The 16320-nt window shown below is 66.2% G+C and carries 16 protein-coding genes; 9 read left to right on the top strand and 7 right to left on the bottom strand.

What is annotated here, in order from left to right:
* Position 1: 1 nt before the first annotated feature.
* Entirely contained in the window at positions 2-835 is an 834-nt protein-coding gene (gene mutM / locus WGH93_RS10390; protein WP_374764818.1) for a bifunctional DNA-formamidopyrimidine glycosylase/DNA-(apurinic or apyrimidinic site) lyase, read from the bottom strand.
* A gap of 181 nt (positions 836-1016) precedes the next feature.
* On the opposite strand from mutM, the gene WGH93_RS10385 reads away from it, so the two are divergent.
* The 6 genes from WGH93_RS10385 (at position 1017) to WGH93_RS10360 (ending at position 6381) form a co-directional block, all read left to right on the top strand.
* The gene (locus tag WGH93_RS10385) at positions 1017-1808 is read left to right on the top strand and encodes a class I SAM-dependent methyltransferase (protein ID WP_374764817.1); all 792 of its coding nucleotides are present in this window, start codon (positions 1017-1019) and stop codon (positions 1806-1808) included.
* Positions 1809-1813: 5 nt separating this feature from the next.
* A complete protein-coding gene (gene ubiB / locus WGH93_RS10380; protein WP_374764816.1) occupies positions 1814-3340 on the top strand; it encodes a 2-polyprenylphenol 6-hydroxylase in 1527 nt (508 codons plus the stop codon).
* A gap of 85 nt (positions 3341-3425) precedes the next feature.
* On the top strand, positions 3426-4712 hold the full coding sequence (gene coaBC, locus WGH93_RS10375; RefSeq protein WP_374764815.1) for a bifunctional phosphopantothenoylcysteine decarboxylase/phosphopantothenate--cysteine ligase CoaBC: 1287 nt from the start codon (positions 3426-3428) through the stop codon (positions 4710-4712).
* Entirely contained in the window at positions 4702-5166 is a 465-nt protein-coding gene (dut, locus tag WGH93_RS10370) for a dUTP diphosphatase (protein WP_374764814.1), read from the top strand. The genes coaBC and dut overlap by 11 nt, the downstream gene beginning before the upstream one ends.
* Before the next feature lie 4 nt (positions 5167-5170).
* Complete coding sequence (locus tag WGH93_RS10365) at positions 5171-5962, top strand: HesA/MoeB/ThiF family protein (protein ID WP_374764813.1); 792 nt, start codon at positions 5171-5173, stop codon at positions 5960-5962.
* Positions 5962-6381 (top strand): DsrE family protein, encoded by a 420-nt coding sequence (locus WGH93_RS10360; RefSeq protein WP_374764812.1) that lies wholly within the window; start codon positions 5962-5964, stop codon positions 6379-6381. Before WGH93_RS10365 ends, WGH93_RS10360 begins: the two co-directional genes overlap by 1 nt.
* An 8-nt stretch (positions 6382-6389) precedes the next feature.
* On the opposite strand, the gene WGH93_RS10355 is transcribed toward WGH93_RS10360, so the two are convergent.
* A complete protein-coding gene (locus WGH93_RS10355) occupies positions 6390-7253 on the bottom strand; it encodes a prephenate dehydratase (RefSeq protein ID WP_374764811.1) in 864 nt (287 codons plus the stop codon).
* 239 nt (positions 7254-7492) lie between these two features.
* Here WGH93_RS10355 and WGH93_RS10350 point away from each other — a divergent pair, with 239 nt between their 5' ends.
* Complete coding sequence (locus WGH93_RS10350) at positions 7493-8122, top strand: c-type cytochrome (protein ID WP_374764810.1); 630 nt, start codon at positions 7493-7495, stop codon at positions 8120-8122.
* A 124-nt stretch (positions 8123-8246) separates the two neighbouring features.
* Here the strand turns inward: WGH93_RS10350 and WGH93_RS10345 are convergent, their stop codons facing one another.
* From WGH93_RS10345 to aceA, 5 genes are all read right to left on the bottom strand, one after another.
* Positions 8247-9143 carry a C40 family peptidase gene (locus tag WGH93_RS10345; protein ID WP_374764809.1) on the bottom strand — a complete coding sequence of 299 codons (897 nt, stop codon included), beginning with the start codon at positions 9141-9143 and terminating at the stop codon, positions 8247-8249.
* Positions 9133-9579: a MarR family transcriptional regulator gene (locus tag WGH93_RS10340; RefSeq protein WP_374764808.1), complete on the bottom strand. Its 447-nt coding sequence runs from the start codon at positions 9577-9579 to the stop codon at positions 9133-9135. Before WGH93_RS10340 ends, WGH93_RS10345 begins: the two co-directional genes overlap by 11 nt.
* A gap of 262 nt (positions 9580-9841) precedes the next feature.
* Positions 9842-11284 carry a leucyl aminopeptidase family protein gene (locus tag WGH93_RS10335; protein WP_374764807.1) on the bottom strand — a complete coding sequence of 481 codons (1443 nt, stop codon included), beginning with the start codon at positions 11282-11284 and terminating at the stop codon, positions 9842-9844.
* Between the two features lie 60 nt (positions 11285-11344).
* Positions 11345-11665 carry a 2Fe-2S iron-sulfur cluster-binding protein gene (locus WGH93_RS10330; RefSeq protein WP_374764806.1) on the bottom strand — a complete coding sequence of 107 codons (321 nt, stop codon included), beginning with the start codon at positions 11663-11665 and terminating at the stop codon, positions 11345-11347.
* Between the two features lie 179 nt (positions 11666-11844).
* Complete coding sequence (gene aceA / locus WGH93_RS10325; protein ID WP_374764805.1) at positions 11845-13125, bottom strand: isocitrate lyase; 1281 nt, start codon at positions 13123-13125, stop codon at positions 11845-11847.
* Between the two features lie 227 nt (positions 13126-13352).
* Here aceA and WGH93_RS10320 point away from each other — a divergent pair, with 227 nt between their 5' ends.
* Together WGH93_RS10320 and WGH93_RS10315 are read left to right on the top strand one after the other, a co-directional pair.
* A complete protein-coding gene (locus tag WGH93_RS10320) occupies positions 13353-14798 on the top strand; it encodes a helix-turn-helix domain-containing protein (protein ID WP_374764804.1) in 1446 nt (481 codons plus the stop codon).
* A gap of 106 nt (positions 14799-14904) precedes the next feature.
* Positions 14905-16290: an L-serine ammonia-lyase gene (locus tag WGH93_RS10315; protein WP_374764803.1), complete on the top strand. Its 1386-nt coding sequence runs from the start codon at positions 14905-14907 to the stop codon at positions 16288-16290.
* The last annotated feature ends 30 nt before the right edge of the window (positions 16291-16320 follow it).

Below are 16320 nucleotides of genomic sequence, written 5' to 3'. Positions count from 1 at the left end.
GTCAGCGCTGGCAGCCCGGACAATAATAGCTGGACCGGCCCGCCTGCCGGATACGTCGGACCATAGCACCGCATTCGGGCCGCGAACAGGGGGCGCCCGCCCGGTTGTACACGTCAAAGCCATGCTGGAAATAGCCCAGTTCGCCATTGGCCTGGCGATAATCCCGCAACGACGAACCGCCGCTGGCGATCGCCTCGCTCAGAACGGCGCGAATGGCGGGCACCAGCCGCGCCGACCGCGCGCCCGGCACCGTGCGGGCCAGCCGCCGCGGGCTGATCCGGGCGCGCCACAGCGCCTCGCACACATAGATATTGCCCAGCCCCGCCACCACGGCCTGATCCAGCAGGGCCGCCTTGATGGGGGTGCGCCTGTCCGTCAGGGCCGCATCCAGCACCGGCGCGGAAAAGCCGTTGCCCAGCGGTTCCGGCCCCAACCCGGCCAGCAGCCTGTGGCCGGGCAGATCGCCCTGCCGGATCAAATGCACGCTGCCGAACCGCCGGGGATCATTGAACACCAGGCGGGCGCCGCCTTCCGTTTCGATCAGCAGGTGATCGTGCCGGGCCGGGGGTGGATGCGGCGGCGCGGGGGAGATCGTCACCCGGCCCGACATGCCCAGATGCAGCATCAGGGTCCAGCCGTCCGCCAGTGTCGCCAGGATATATTTCGACCGGCGATGAAGCCCCACGACCCGGTTGCCCGTCAGCCGCGCCCCGAAATCGGCGGGCACGGGAAAGCGCAGCCGGGGCACGAACGCCTCGGCCCGGCGGATGCGTGCGCCTTCCAGCGCTGGCTGAATGCCGCGCATCACGGTTTCCACTTCGGGCATTTCGGGCATGGATCATATCCTGTTGATTGCTCTTTGATCGATATGCGGCGGGACAAACCCTTTGGCAAGCGCTTGCTGCCTGATCTATGGTCCGCCCGCGGCCCTGTCCCGTATGGTCAGGGGTACCGTGCGGACAGCAACCCGATCATGGCAAAGCCGCCAGGCGCGCCGGGTTATGTGAGGAACAGGCATGACAGCTCAGGACCGGACCCCCCATGATGCCGACCGTGACCCCGCCCATGAGACTGGCGCGGAACAGACCCATTTCGGCTTCGAAACCGTGCCGAGGGGCGAAAAGAAAGCGCTGGTGCGTGGTGTGTTCGATTCCGTCGCCGACCGCTATGATGTGATGAACGACCTGATGTCCGCGGGGCTGCATCGCCTGTGGAAACGCGCGCTGGTCACGGCCCTGGCCCCCAGGTCGGGCATGGCCCTGCTGGATGTGGCGGGCGGCACCGGCGATATCAGCTTCCGCGCGCTGGAAAAGGCGCCGGGCCTGCAGGCGCTGGTCATGGACATCAATGCGGAAATGCTGCGCGTGGGGCGTCAGCGCGCTTTGGAGCGGGGGCTGGACGTGGCCTTTGCCTGCGGCGACGCGGAGAATTTGCCGGTGGCCAGCGCCAGCCAGGACGCGGTGACCGTCGCCTTCGGCATCCGCAATGTCACCGATATCCCCGCCGCCCTTGGCGAAATGACACGCACACTGCGGCCCGGCGGGCATTTTCTGTGCCTGGAATTTTCCCCCGCCGTGGAGCTCCTGATCAAGCGGTTCTACGACCGGTACAGCTTCGACATGATTCCGCGCCTTGGCCAATGGGTCACCGGTGACCGGGACAGCTATCAATATCTGGTGGAATCCATCCGGCGCTTTCCCGGCCCCGACCGTTTCGCCCGCATGATGACGGAAGCCGGGCTGAGCCGGGTGCACTGGCGGCCCATGACGGGTGGTGTGGTGGCGCTTCACAGCGGCTGGCGGATTTGACGGCCATGGGCATGTTGCGGGACATCATCCATATCGGCCAGCTTGTGGGGTTTGCGATCACCCTGCGGCGCCACGGCGCGATCCGCAGCCTGTCCCATGTGGAACTGGTGCCGCCCGGCGTGCCCGCCTTTCTGCGCGCCTTCACATTCTGGGTGCCGCGGCGCCGCGGCCTGCCAGAGGCGGACGGGGAAAGGCTGGCCGCCGCCCTGGCCGCCATGGGGCCGGCCTATATCAAGATGGGGCAGACGCTCGCCACCCGGCCCGATCTGGTGGGCCAGCCGCTGGCCCGTGGTCTGGCCACCCTTCAGGACCGCCTGCCGCCTTTTCCCTTTGCCGCCGCGAAGGCCACCATGGAACAGGAACTGGACGCGCCGCTGGACGCGCTGTTCCGCCATGTGTCTCAAACGCCGGTGGCCGCCGCATCCATCGCCCAGGTGCACAAGGCGGAAACCGTTGAGGGCAGGGCGGTGGCGGTCAAGGTGCTGCGCCCCGGCATCGAGGAGCGGTTTCAGCGCGATGTGGCCCTGTTCGAATGGCTGGCCGAGTTGGCCGACCGCCATGTGCCCGCCGCCGCGCGCCTGCGCCCGAAAGAGGTGGTGACCAAGATCCGCCAGACCGTGGAAGCGGAAATGGACCTGCGGCTGGAGGCCGCCGCCGCCGGTGAACTGGCCGATAATATGGCCGGTGAGGCGGGCTATCGCATCCCCGAAATCCAGTGGCACCATACCGCCCGGCGGGTGCTGGTGCTGGAATGGGTGGATGGCATCCGCCTGTCGGATCGGGATGCCCTGGAAGCCAGCGGCCACGACCTGACCCGGCTGGCCCGCACATTGGTGCAGGTGTTCCTGAAACAGAGCATGAGGGACGGCTATTTCCATGCGGATCTGCACCCCGGCAATCTGCTGGTGGAGCCGGACGGCACCATTGTGGCCATCGATTTCGGCATTATGGGCCGCCTGAATGACCGGGATCGGCGCTTCCTGGCGGAAATCCTGTATGGCTTCATTCGGCAGGATTACCGGCGGGTGGCGGAAATTCATTTCGATGCGGGCTATGTGCCGGACGATCAGGATGTGGAAGCATTCGCCCAGGCCATGCGCTCCATCGCCGATCCCATCATGGACCTGCCGGTGGAGCGGATTTCGGCGGGCAGGCTGCTGGCCCAGTTGTTCGCCACCACGGAACGCTTCGCCATGCAGACCCAGCCGCAATTGCTGTTGTTGCAACGCAGCATGGTGATGGCGGAAGGGCTGGCCCTGCATCTGGACCCGTCCACCAATATGTGGCAGACGTCCCGCCCCATTATTGAGGCATGGATGCTGGACAATCTGTCCCCCGAAGCGCGGCTGGCCGATTTCCTGAACCGCCTGCCCCGTTTGGTGGAGCGGCTGCCCGACCGGCTGGAACGCCTGCTGGAAGACCGGCCCAACCCGCCGCCACCTCAGCCGGTGGTGATCCGGCAGGGGCGGGGCCTGCCGCTTCTGGCGGGCATGGCGCTGGGGGCGTTGATCGCCCTGCTGGTCGGGCTGTGATTGCCACCGGCCCGGTGCTGGCGTATAGGGGGGCGAACGGAAGGGGCGCATATCGGCCCCGGTAAATCAGGTTGGCGGAAGGCCCATGTTGAACGGCAAGCGGATACTGTTGATCATTGGCGGCGGCGTGGCCGCCTACAAGGCGCTGGACTTGGCCCGCAGGCTGATGGAGCGGGGCGCCGGCGTGCGCGGCGTACTCACGGCGGGCGGGCAGCAGTTCATCACGCCCATGTCGGTGGCCGCCCTGACCGGGGACCAGTGCTTTACCGACCTTTTCTCCCTGAAGGACGAGGCCGAGATGGGCCATATCCGCCTGTCACGGGAAGCGGACATGGTGGTGGTGGCGCCCGCCACGGCTGACCTGATGGCCAAGATGGCCGGTGGCCATGCGGATGATCTTGCGTCCACCATATTGATGGCCACCGACAAGCCCGTGCTGATCGCACCGGCGATGAACGCGCAGATGTGGGACCATCCCGCCACCCGCCGTAACCGCGAAACCCTGGCGGCGGATGGCATCGGCCTTGTTCCACCGGAAGCGGGTATGCTGGCCTGCGGCGAGGTGGGGGCTGGCCGTCTGGCCGCCGTGGAAACGATCGTGGCGGCGGTGGAAGACCGGCTGTCGCCCGCCGCGCGCCGTCTGGCCGGGCGCCATGTGATCGTCACCGCCGGGCCGACCCATGAACCCATCGATCCGGTGCGCTATATTGCCAACCGGTCCAGCGGGCGGCAGGGCTTCGCCCTGGCCGGGGCGCTGGCGGCGCTGGGTGCGCGGGTCACACTGGTGGCCGGGCCGGTGACTCAGCCCACACCCGCCGGTGTCATGCGGGTGGATGTGGAAAGCGCCAATGACATGGCCGCCGCCGTGGATGAAGCCCTGCCCGCCGATGCCGCCGTCTGTGTGGCCGCGGTGGCGGACTGGCGGCCTGAAACAACGCCCGAACGCAAGATGAAGAAATCCCGCGACGGCCTGCCGCAACTGCAACTGACCGAAAACCCGGACATTCTGAAAGGTCTGGCCGGGCGCACCCATGATCGCCCCGCCCTGGTGGTGGGCTTTGCCGCGGAAACCGATCAGGTGATCGCCCATGCCGAGGCCAAGCGGGCGCGCAAGGGCTGCGACTGGATCGTGGCCAATGATGTGTCCGCCGCCACCGGCATTATGGGCGGCGCGGACAATCAGGTGCACCTGATCACGCAGGGCGGGGCGGAGGACTGGCCGCGCATGAGCAAGGATGCCACCGCCGCCCGGCTGGCCGCCCGTATCGCGGACGCGCTGGGCCATGGCGGCGAGACCGGCGGTAATGATGCCGACACACCCGGAACAACCGAAAGCCACCCCGTTATGGAGCCGCCCCGCCATGCCGATTGATCCCGTGCGCGTACCCGTGATCCGCCTGTCCCACGGCACGGGGCTGGACCTGCCCGCCTACAAGACCGCCGAAAGTGCGGGCATGGACCTGTTGGCCGCCGTGCCATCGGGGGAACCGCTGGTGCTGTCGCCGATGGGGCGGGTTCTGATTCCCACCGGGCTCGCCTTTGCCCTGCCCCCCGGCTATGAGGCGCAGGTGCGCCCGCGATCCGGCCTGGCGGTGGAGCGGGGGATCACCATATTGAACAGCCCCGGCACGGTGGACAGCGACTATCGCGGTGAAGTGAAAGTGGCCCTGATCAATCTGGGTCAGCGGGACGTGGCTGTGCATCGGGGAATGCGGATCGCCCAGCTTGTGGTGGCACCGGTCACGCGGGCCCGCTGGGAACCGGTGGAAAGCCTGGAGGAAACGGTGCGCGGCACGGGTGGCTTCGGCAGCACCGGCACGGACTGACGGCATGACCTTTTCCGATGCCCAACTGGATCGCTATGCCCGGCACATGGTGCTGCGGGAAATCGGCGGTGCGGGGCAGGCCCGGTTGCTGGACAGCCATGTGCTGGTGGTGGGTGCCGGTGGTCTCGGCGCCCCGCTTCTCATGTATCTGGCGGCGGCGGGCGTGGGTCATATCCGGCTGGTGGATGGTGACCGGGTGGCCCTGTCCAACCTGCAACGACAGGTGATTTATCACACATCGGATGTGGACCGACTGAAGGTGGACAGCGCCGCCGAGCGAATCGCCGCCATCAACCCGGATGTGCAGCTTGAAACCGTGCCCGAACGGCTGACCGGCGACAATGCCGCCGCGCTGATGGATGGCATGGACGTGGTGGCCGACGGCTCGGACAATTTCACCACCCGGCTGGCGGTGGCCGATGCCGCGCTGGCAGTGCGCCTGCCGCTGGTGACGGCGATGCTGTCGTCCCATCTGGCGCAACTGGCCACATTCAAGCCCCATGACGGGCCGGACCTGCCCTGTTATCGCTGCTTCATGCCCGACCATCCCGGCGAGGAAGGGGATGCAACCTGTGCCGAACAGGGCATAATGGGTGCACTGGCCGGTATGGCGGGATCGCTTCAGGCGCTTGAGGTGATCCGGGAGCTGGTGCCTTTCGGCAATGGGCTTGCCGGGCGGCTGATGCTGCTGGACGGGCTGGAACCCGCCCGTACCCGTACCCTGACTCTGAAACGGGACCCGGCCTGCCCAGCCTGCGCCGATCTGGTGCGGGATGACCGGAAAGGAACGGACTGATGGTGGCATCACGGGGACACAGGCGGCTGGCGATCATGGTGCTTGGCGACGACGCCGGGCGGCTGCACATGGCGCTCAGAACCGGCGCGGCGGCGGCGTCCATGGGGGCGAAGGTCACCTATTTCTTTTCCGGCTCCGCGCTGCATCTGCTGACCCTTGACCGTGCCGAAGCGACAGCGGGCGAGAAAGGCGGGGGCCAGGCCGCGCTGGCGGCCCGGCAGGCGGATGCGGGCGTGGCGGATACCAATGTGCTGCTGGATGCGCTCGCCGCCATGGATGTGGAAATGATCGCCTGCGAAACCAGCCTGAAAACCGAGGGTCTGACCCCTGATGACCTGATCACCCGCCCCCGTGTGGACATAGGCGGCCTGCCCGCGTTCATGGAACATGCCATGGGCGGTGACTGGCTGACCTTTTAGGTCTTCCCTCAATCCGTCAGGGTTCTGCGCCGTTCCTGGGCATAGGTACCCAGCACATTGATCCGCTTGGTGTGAAAGTTCAGCTCTTCCATGGCGCGGCGCACGGCGGAATCCCGTTCATCGCCTTCAATGTCGGCATAGAATTCGCTGGCCATGAAGCTGTCGCCTTCATAATAGCTTTCCAGCTTGGTCATGTTCACGCCATTGGTGGCGAAGCCGCCCAGCGCCTTGTAAAGCGCGGCGGGCACGTTGCGCACTTCGAAGGTGAAGCTGGTCATGGTGGGACCGGTGAGCGTTGCCGGGTCCAGCGGCGTGCGGGACAGCACCACGAAGCGCGTGGTGTTGTGCCCTTCATCCTGAATGTTTCGCCGCAGAATGGTCAGGCCGTATTCCTGCGCCGCCAGTTCACTGGCCACGGCGGCAAGCCCGGTATCGCCGCTTTCGGCCACCAGCCGGGCGGCACCGGCGGTATCGGCCACATTCTGCCGGTGCAGACCCAGCCCGCGCAGGGTCTTGCGGCACTGGTCCAGCGCCTGCACATGGCTGATGGCCGTGGTCAGCCCGGCTTCATCCGCACCGGGCAGCGCCATCAGATTGTGCCGGATGGGGGCGAAGTGCTCGCCCACGATGAACAGCCCGCTGCCGGGCAGCAGCAGGTGAATATCGGCCACCCGGCCCGCGGTGGAATTTTCGATGGGAATCATGGCAAGCCCGGCCTCGCCGTTCGCCACGGCTTCCAGCGCCGCCTCGAAACCGGGGCAGGGCAGCACGGGTCGATCCGGGTAGCAGCTTTCCGCCGCCATGTGGGAATAGGCGCCCCGTTCGCCCTGAAAGGCGATGATGCGGTCCTTGTCCGTGCCTGGCGCATTCATGCGGTCGATCCCCTTTTCCCGCTGCCTTTTCTGCCGCCGAGGATTTGCTAATGCCAAGGCGGGGGGTGGAAGTCAACGCGCGCGGCACCTCCTGTTCAGGCGAATTCGGCATAAAAGCGTGCCGCTGCGACAAATGCCCGCTTGAAGTAAGGGCGGAACTGCGGCTATTGTCGCGCGAATTTTCCAGAACCGATGGGCGGCCCGCGGCGGCCCGTCGGCACCCTGACAGGAGAACTCCCGTGGATTCTTTTGAGTGGAACAAGATTTTTGCCGCGATCATCTCCGGCGCCCTTCTGATCATGGTGATCTCCACCGTGTCGGAAACGCTGATGCATGATTCCGCCCCGGAAAAGCCCGCCTATACCATCGAGGTGGCCGAGGATGACGGCGACGGGGGCGAACAGGTGGAAGACAAGGGGCCGAGCCTGGCCGAATTGCTTCAGGACGCCAGCGCCGACGCCGGGGAGCGGCAGTTCGCCAAGTGCCAGAGCTGCCACACCATCGAAAAGGGCGGCCCCAACCGCACCGGCCCCAATCTGCACAACATTCTGGGCGCCGACGTGGCGGCGGCATCGGGCTTCGGGTATTCCGATGCGCTGTCGGGTATTGGCGGCCAGTGGACCTATCAGAAACTGAGCGACTGGCTCGCCAATCCGCGTGAATTCGCGCCGGGCAACAAGATGAGCTTCGCGGGTCTGCGCCGGGACGGCCAGCGCGCCGACCTGATCGCCTATCTGCGTGCCAACAGCGATAATCCGCCCCCGCTGCCCGAAGTGCAGCAGGCTGCCGAGGAAGCCCCCGCGGAAGCAGACGCGGAAGCCGGTGATGCCGCCGAAGACGGGGTGGAGGACGGCGCCAGCGGGCGCTAGGGCGATGTTCGATCAGTCCGCCTGATCGAAACCATCACCGGATAAGTGGATCTGAAAAAGGCGGCGTCATCGGGCGGCGCCTTTTTTCTTGGCAAGCCCGGCGGGGTCATCCAGCGGGCGGGCTTTATGGAAACGGGCGGCGAAAGCCGGAAAAGGCGGGCATGGCCAACCCCTTTTGGGCCACGTCCCGCTCGACGCGGGCGGTCACGTGCGCCAGCGGTTCGGTGCGCACGGTCATATAGGTGGCCGTGGCGTGCAGCATGGTGGTGTCGTCCAGCATGAAGCCCACATGGCCGGGGAAAAAGGCCAGATCACCCCGCCGGGGCGGCCCGTCCACCGGTTGACCGATGCTGTCCGCCTGAAGATCGCTGTCCCTGTGGACGGCCAGCCCCGCCGCCGCCAGCGTGATCTGCACCAGCCCGCTGCAATCGATCCCCGCCCCGCTGCGCCCGCCAAGCCGGTACGGGCAGCCCAGGAACATTTCCGCCAGGGCCACATGGTCCGGCGCGGTGTGGTGCGCGGGGCGCACGGCCTCGGCGAAAACCCATTGGCGGCCCGCGGTTTCCAGAAAGCCGTCCTGGCTGTTGCCGGTCAGGCTGAGCCGGGCGCCGAATGGCAGGGCCGACGCCACGGGCGCCCCATGATGGGGTCGGGCATAGAGATGCCCGGCGAGGGCGGTATGCTGATGCGTGACCGGGCCGGTGGGGGGCGCCACCGCCCTGTCGTTCAGATAGCCCGCATATCCATCGGCCAGATTGACCACGATCAGCCACAACCCGCCCGCATCGTCCGCCACGCGCCCGTCGATCTGCACCGCGTCGCCATAATGCAGGATGGTATCCACCGGGCTGGCCGCGTCCGGCGCGCGGTAAAGCGGGGCTTCGCCCCATATCACCCGGCCATCCAGCCTGATCGGCCTGGCGAGCCGGTCATCGCTATCCAGCCTGTTCAGCGGGTCGTGCAGGGGCGGCAGGCCGGTCAAAGGGTTGATGCCCGGCTGGCGCGCGGGATCAGGCGTCATTTTGGATGCCGGCATCCGGTTGGGACTGCTGGTTTTGGGCTTCCGCCTCACGGGCAAGGCGCTCTTCCTGGGCCGCCATGTCGCCATAGGCGCGCACTTCGTTCTTTTCCGCCCGGCTTACCCGATCCGACAGCTCCGACAGATAAACCGCGCCCTTCACCGTGCGCTGCACGATCACATTGCGGCGGTCAGACTCGTCCCGCTTGCGCTTGATCAGGCCGCGGCGGCTCAGCGTATCCAGCGCGCGGGTGATCACCGGCTTGGCCACGTTCAGTTCAAGGGCCAGCCCCCGCACGGTATGGGGCGGTTCCAGCAGGTAAACGGTGAGCAGCAGGGTCATTTGCCGCATGGTCAGGTCCGGGTCGTCCGAACGGACCCCTTCCAGCAGCGCGGCGCGCCACATATGCAATAATCGCTGGGAGAGCTTGTCGGACATGGATCTTCCCCATTTCGAGCCCCCCTTTCGGGGTGGCTCCCCTTCGGGCCGCCCGTGCATCCGGCTTCAGCGCACCTGACTTCAGCGCATCCGAATCGGGCACCACCGAATCGGGACAGGTGCGTAACAATGGCAGACTGACCCAAACATCCCTTCGGTTCAAGCCAAGGCTAGGGGGCAAAGGCTTAAAAAGGGTAAACAAAATTCACGAAATTGTGATCCGCCGCCCCCCGCCCACCCGCCAACGGGTACCCGGTGGGCGTTACTCGGCCCGCTCCCGCCAGGTGCGGATGGCCTCCCACACGGCCAGCAGGCCCTGCGCATGGCCGCCCACGGGCCGACCGGGCCGCTCCTTGGGGGACCAGGCGAAAATATCCAGATGCGCCCAGGGCACGGTTTCCGGCACGAAACGTTGCAGATACAGCGCCGCCGTGATGGACCCGGCGCCGCTGCCGCCTTCGCTGATATTGCACAGATCGGCGATCTGGCTATCCAGCCAACCGTCATAATCGGCCCAGAGCGGCATCCGCCAGAGCGGGTCGCCGTGGGCATCCGCCCCGTCGGCCAGCGCCTGCCACAGGGCATCCGACCGGCTGTAGGTGGCGGGAAGATCAGGCCCCAGCGCCGTCCGCGCCGCCCCGGTCAGGGTGGCGAAATCGATCAACAGGTCAGGTGTGCGATCATCCTCTCCGGCAAGGGTCAGGGCATCGCACAGAACAAGGCGCCCTTCCGCGTCCGTATTGCCCACTTCCACGCTCAGCCCCTTGCGGGTGGCGATCACGTCGCCGGGGCGATAGCTGTTGGCGGCCACGGCGTTTTCCACCGCCGGGATCAGCACGCGCAGATGCACCGGCGTTTCCAGCCCCATGATCAGCCGGGCCAGCCCCAGCACATGGGCCGCGCCGCCCATGTCCTTTTTCATGTTGCGCATACCGCTGGACGGTTTCAGGCTCAGCCCGCCCGTGTCATAGCACACACCCTTGCCCACCAGGGTCACGCGCGGCGCCCCGTCATCGGCCTTGGGGGCGGACCAGCGCATGTCGATCAGCCGGGGTTCCCGCCCCTCGGCGGCGGCGCGGCCCACCACATGGATGGCGGGCAGATTTTCTTCCAGCAGATCATCGCCGACCGTGGTGCCAAGCTCGGCGCCAAAGGTTTCCGCCAGTTCCTCGGCCACGTCCTGTAACTGGGCGGGGCCCATATGCTCGGTGGGGGTGTTCACCAGATCGCGCACCAGGGCAATGGCCGCCACCTGATGGGCGATCTGGTCCGGCTCGGCGCCGCGCGGCAGCATCAGCACGCGGGGGGCGTCGTCATCGGGCGCCGCCTTGTAGCGGGTGAAACGATACTGGCCCAGCGCCCAGCCAAGGGCGGCGGAAGCGGCGGCACGATGGCCGATGCTGTCATCAAGCCGGTACACCCCGCCCGGCAGGCTTTTCAGCGCCGCTGCCAGCCACCAGGGGTTGCCGGCTGCCGGGTCCGTATCCCCCACGCCCACAAGGATGCGGCCAACGCCGCCGTCTTCCCCCGGCAGGGTCAGCGCGCTGCCCGCCTTGCCGGTAAAGCCCGCCGCCCGTGCCCAGGCGGCCTTGCGCTCCGGCAGGTCCGCCAGCGCATCATCCAGCCGATCGGTGCGCACCGGGGTGATCGCGGTGGCCGCGCGGGTCTCGTCATGGGCGATCAGGGTTTCACTCAGGTCCGGCATGGGGGCCTCCTTGTGGTTGGCGGTGGCGGGCTGTGGCGGGTCGTTGGCGGATGGGGGTTTTCAGTCCTCCGGCGCGATGGTCACGGCCAGCCCGTCCAGATGGTCGTCCATTTCCACCTGGCAGGACAACCGGGAGCGGCCCTCCTCGAAGCAGGGGCTGTCTTCCAGCAGGAAGCGTTCATCGTCGGCCATGTCCTCAAGCTGATCGGCGGGGCCGCCGGTCACATAGACATGGCAGGTGCAGCAGGAACAGCAGCCGCCGCAAATGGCCTGAAGATCGTCGAAATCATTGTTGCGGATGTTTTCCATCAGGGACAGGCCGCTTTCCGCCTCGATGGTGCGGGTCTGCCCGGCCAGATTGGTCACGGAGATTTTCGCCATGCCGTCATACCTTTCCTTCAAACGCCTGGCCGCGAAACGGGGGCGCCGTTCGCGGCGGTGGATCGCCTTTTCACATAGACGCTTGCAGGGCCGAGGCCAACCCCGCCACGGCCCGGTGCCATAAAAAACGCCCGGCCCCGGTGTCGGGGTCGGGCGCGTGCAGGCCGGAAATGCCCGCTTTATTCGGCGGCGAACTGGGACGATTCGGTGGAGTCGCCCATGGCCGTGGTGCTGGAAGCGCCGCCGGAAATGGCCTGTGCCACCGCATCGAAATAGCCGGTGCCCACTTCGCGCTGGTGGCGGGTGGCGGTATAGCCGTTCACTTCCGCCGCGAATTCCGCCTGCTGCAATTCGCTATAGGCTTCCATGCCGCGATCGCGGTAGCCGCGGGCCAGTTCGAACATGCCATAGTTCAGGCTGTGGAAACCGGCCAGCGTGACGAACTGGAACTTATAGCCCATGGCCCCCAGCTCCCGCTGGAATTTGGCGATGGTGGTGGCATCCAGATTGCGCTGCCAGTTGAAGCTGGGCGAGCAGTTATAGGCCAGCATCTTGCCCGGATACTGTTCCTGGATCGCCTCGGCGAAGCGCTTTGCGTCGTCCAGGTCGGGGGTGGAGGTCTCCCACCACAGCAGGTCCGCATGGCGGGCGAAATTGAGCCCGCGGGCAATGCAATGGTCCACGCCCGCATCCAGATGGAAGAAGCCTTCCGCCGTGCGCTCAGACCGGTCCTTGATGAAGCGATGGTCGCGCTCGTCCACGTCCGAGGTGATGAGCTTGGCGGATTCGGCATCCGTGCGGGCCACCAGAAGCGTGGGCACGCCGCATACATCCGCCGCCAGCCGCGCCGCCGCCAGGTTTTTCTCATGCGCCTGGGTGGGGATCAGCACCTTGCCGCCCAGATGGCCGCACTTCTTTTCCGAAGCGAGCTGGTCTTCATAATGAACGCCCGCCGCGCCCGCCTCGATATAGGATTTCATCAGTTCATAGCTGTTCAGCGGGCCGCCGAAGCCCGCCTCCGCATCGGCCACGATGGGGGCGAACCAGTCCCGGCTGGCGCCACCCTCGGCGTGCTCGATCTGGTCGGCGCGGGCAAGGGTGCGGTTGATCTTGCGGCACAGTTCCGGCCCGGAATTGGCGGGATAGAGCGACTGATCCGGGTAGGTGGTGCCGGCGGTGTTGTTGTCCGCCGCCACCTGCCAGCCGGACAGATAGATCGCCTTCAGGCCCGCGCGCACCTGCTGCATGGCCTGATTGCCGGACAGCGCACCCAGCGCATTGATGTAATCCTCGGACTTCAGCAAGTCCCACAGGCGGTTGGCGCCGCGTTCCGCCAGCGTATGGCGAATCGGCAGTGATCCGCGCAGGCGCTTCACATCCGATACCGAATAGGTCCGCTCAATGCCGTCAAAGCGGCCTTCGGGGCAATCGGTGATCAGGTCTTCGAAACGCTCGGTCATGGTCTGTCTCCTTTATGGGGGCGCGATCAAATATCCGGCGATATGTTATAATCTGTCGCCTTGATGATCAGGAAACACAGAAAATGACCTATGTAAAAGTCAAAACCATACAAAAAGTGTTTGAATGAATGGTTTTGTAAATGTAAAAAAGATAAAATGTAAATTATGTAAAACACCGTGGCATCCGTGGCCCACTCCGCACGGGCGCCCTTTTTTCGGAGAGACCCATGGCCGACCCGGACACGCCGAAGAAACTGTTTGCCGGTCCCCGGCTGAAGCGTCTGCGCCGGGATCGGGGGCTGAGCCAGAGCCGCATGGCGGCGGAACTGGGCTTTTCCACCAGCTATCTCAATCTGGTGGAACGCAACCAGCGCCCGGTCAGCGCGCAATTCCTGCTGCGGCTGGCGGAAATCTATGATGTGGACCTGTCCGCCTTCGCTGGAACGGACGAGGCCCGCGCCTTTGCGGACCTGAGCGAAATTCTGGCGGACCCGCTGTTCGCCGGGCTGGGCCTTGGACGGGGCGATATGCAGGACCTGGCCGATGCCTCCCCCCGCGCGGTGGAGGCGATGGGGCTACTGTACGGCGCCTATCGCCAGGCGCGCCAGAATGCCAGCGATCTGACCAGCCGGGTGGCGCGCGACGCGGTTCACACCAGTGACGGCGGCCAGCCGGTGGATGCGGTGCGCGACTTCATCCATGACCAGCGCAATCATTTCCCCGATCTGGACGAGGCGGCGGAAGTGCGCCACAGCGAAATCGGCCTGGACCGGGAGGATGCCTTTCTGGCGCTGTCCGCCCGGCTGGATGAGGCGCATGGCGTGCGGGTGCGGATCATGCCCTATGAAGTGATGCCGGAAATGCTGCGCTATTTCGACCATCACCGCCGCCAGTTGCAGCTTTCCGAACTGCTGGACGGGCCCAGCCGCAATTTCCAGATCGCCGCCCTGCTGGCCCAGCTTGAACAGGGGGAGATGATCGATGGCCATGTGCGCCGCGCCCGATTGGCGGAGGACGAAGCCGGGCGGATGCTGCGTATTTCGCTGGCCAATTATTTCGCGGGCGCGCTGATCATGCCCTATGGCCGGTTTCTGGAAGATGCCCGTGCGCTTGGCTATGACGTGGCCCATCTGGGCCGCCGGTTCGGCGCCAGCTTCGAGCAGGTGTGCCACCGGCTCACCACATTGCAGCGCCCCGGCGCCAAGGGTATCCCGTTCTTCTTCATCCGGCTGGACAAGGCGGGCAATGTCTCCAAGCGGTTTTCCGCCGGGCGCTTTCATTTCTCCCGATTCGGCGGCACCTGCCCGCTGTGGCGGGTGCATGATGCCTTTGCCAATCCGGGCCGCATCATTCCGCAACTGGTGCAGATGCCGGACGAAACCACCTACTTCACCATCAGCCGCACGGTATCCCGCGCCTCCAACCGGTTCGACGCACCGGACCAGGAATTCGCCGTCTCGCTGGGCTGTGATCTGGCCCATGCGCGGGATCTCGTTTATGCCAGAGGCTTCAATCTGGAAGCGGCGGACGCCACCCCCATCGGTCCCACCTGCCGCCTGTGCGAGCGGCAGGCCTGCCCGCAACGGGCCGCGCCGCCCCTGTCCGCCCGGCTGATCGTGGACGAACGCTCTCGCGGGGTATCGCCCTATCGTTTCGTGCGCGAAAGCGGCTAGCGGTACACCGAAAAAGGCAGCGTGGGATAAAGGCTTGTCTGGCGGGTGCTTTCTGGCACTCTGAATCCGCTGTTGCATATGAAATCAACAAGGACTCCGTGCCACCATGACCACCAGCGTGCTCGATCTCTTTTCCGTCGGCATAGGGCCGAGCAGTTCCCACACCGTGGGGCCGATGCGGGCGGCGCTGGCTTTTGTGGAAGCGCTGGAGCGGCGCGCCGTTCTGGCGGAAACCCGCCGCGTGACCGTCACGCTATACGGTTCGCTGGGCGCCACCGCCTTCGGCCACGGGGCGGACAAGGCCATTCTGGCCGGGCTGATGGGGCAGCGGCCCGAAAGCGTCGATGCGGACGGCCTGCCCGCCCTGTCGGACAAGGTGCGGGCAGAGGGCACACTGGCCCTGCCGGGCGCGGAGCCGATTCCGTTCGACACCGCCAGCGACCTGATCCTGAAACCACGGGACCGCCTGCCCTTTCATCCCAATGGCATGGAATACCGCGCCTATGACGCGGCGGGCGAGACTCTGTATTATGATGTGAGCTATTCCGTGGGCGGCGGCTATGTGGTCCGCGACGGCGACAATGCCGCGCCGGAGCCGGAACCGGATGTGCCCTATCCGTTTCAGGATGCGGCGACCCTGCTGGATCACGCCCATACCGCCGATCTGCCCATCAGCGCCATCATGCACGCCAATGAAGCGGCGGTGCACGGGGCCGACCGGGTGGACCGGCACCTGACCCAGGTATGGCAGGCCATGCAGGACTGCGTGGCCAAGGGCGTCGCCAGTGATGGCACCATGCCGGGCCTGAACCTGAAGCGTCGGGCGGCCCGGCTGTATCAGGCGCTTTGTGCCCGCCCCGAAGCATCGCTGACCGATCCGCTGACCATCATGGATTGGGTCAATCTGTACGCGCTGGCGGTGAACGAGGAAAACGCCGCGGGCGGGCGTGTGGTGACCGCCCCCACCAATGGCGCGGCCGGTATCGTGCCCGCCGTGCTGCATTATTATACCCGTTTCTGTCCGGGCGCCGACGCGGCGGGGGTGAACCGCTTCCTGCTGACCGCCGGGGCGGTGGGCAAGCTGTTCAAGGACAATGCCTCCATCGCGGGGGCGGAAGTGGGGTGCCAGGGCGAGGTGGGCAGTGCCTGTTCCATGGCCGCCGCCGGATTGACCGAGGTGATGGGCGGCACCCCGCGACAGGTGGAAAACGCCGCCGAGATCGGCATGGAACATAATCTGGGGCTTACCTGCGATCCGGTGGGCGGGCTGGTGCAGGTGCCCTGTATCGAGCGCAACGCCATGGGCGCCATCAAGGCCATCAATGCGGCGCGGCTGGCCCTGAAAGGGGACGGGGACCATTTCGTGTCGCTGGACAAGGTGATCCGCACCATGCGGGACACCGGCAAGGACATGCGCGCCAAATACAAGGAAACCGCCCGTGGCGGGCTGGCCGCCACCATTCCCATTCCATCCACCGTGGTGGATTGCTGACAGGCCCCGCCTTGGCGAGGAAACACATGC

The sequence above is a fragment of the Yunchengibacter salinarum genome, assembly GCF_037658235.1.
GTDB lineage: Bacteria > Pseudomonadota > Alphaproteobacteria > Sphingomonadales > Kordiimonadaceae > Yunchengibacter > Yunchengibacter salinarum.
Note: the sequence above shows the minus strand (reverse complement) of the source record. Positions and strands in the feature narration are given on the sequence as shown.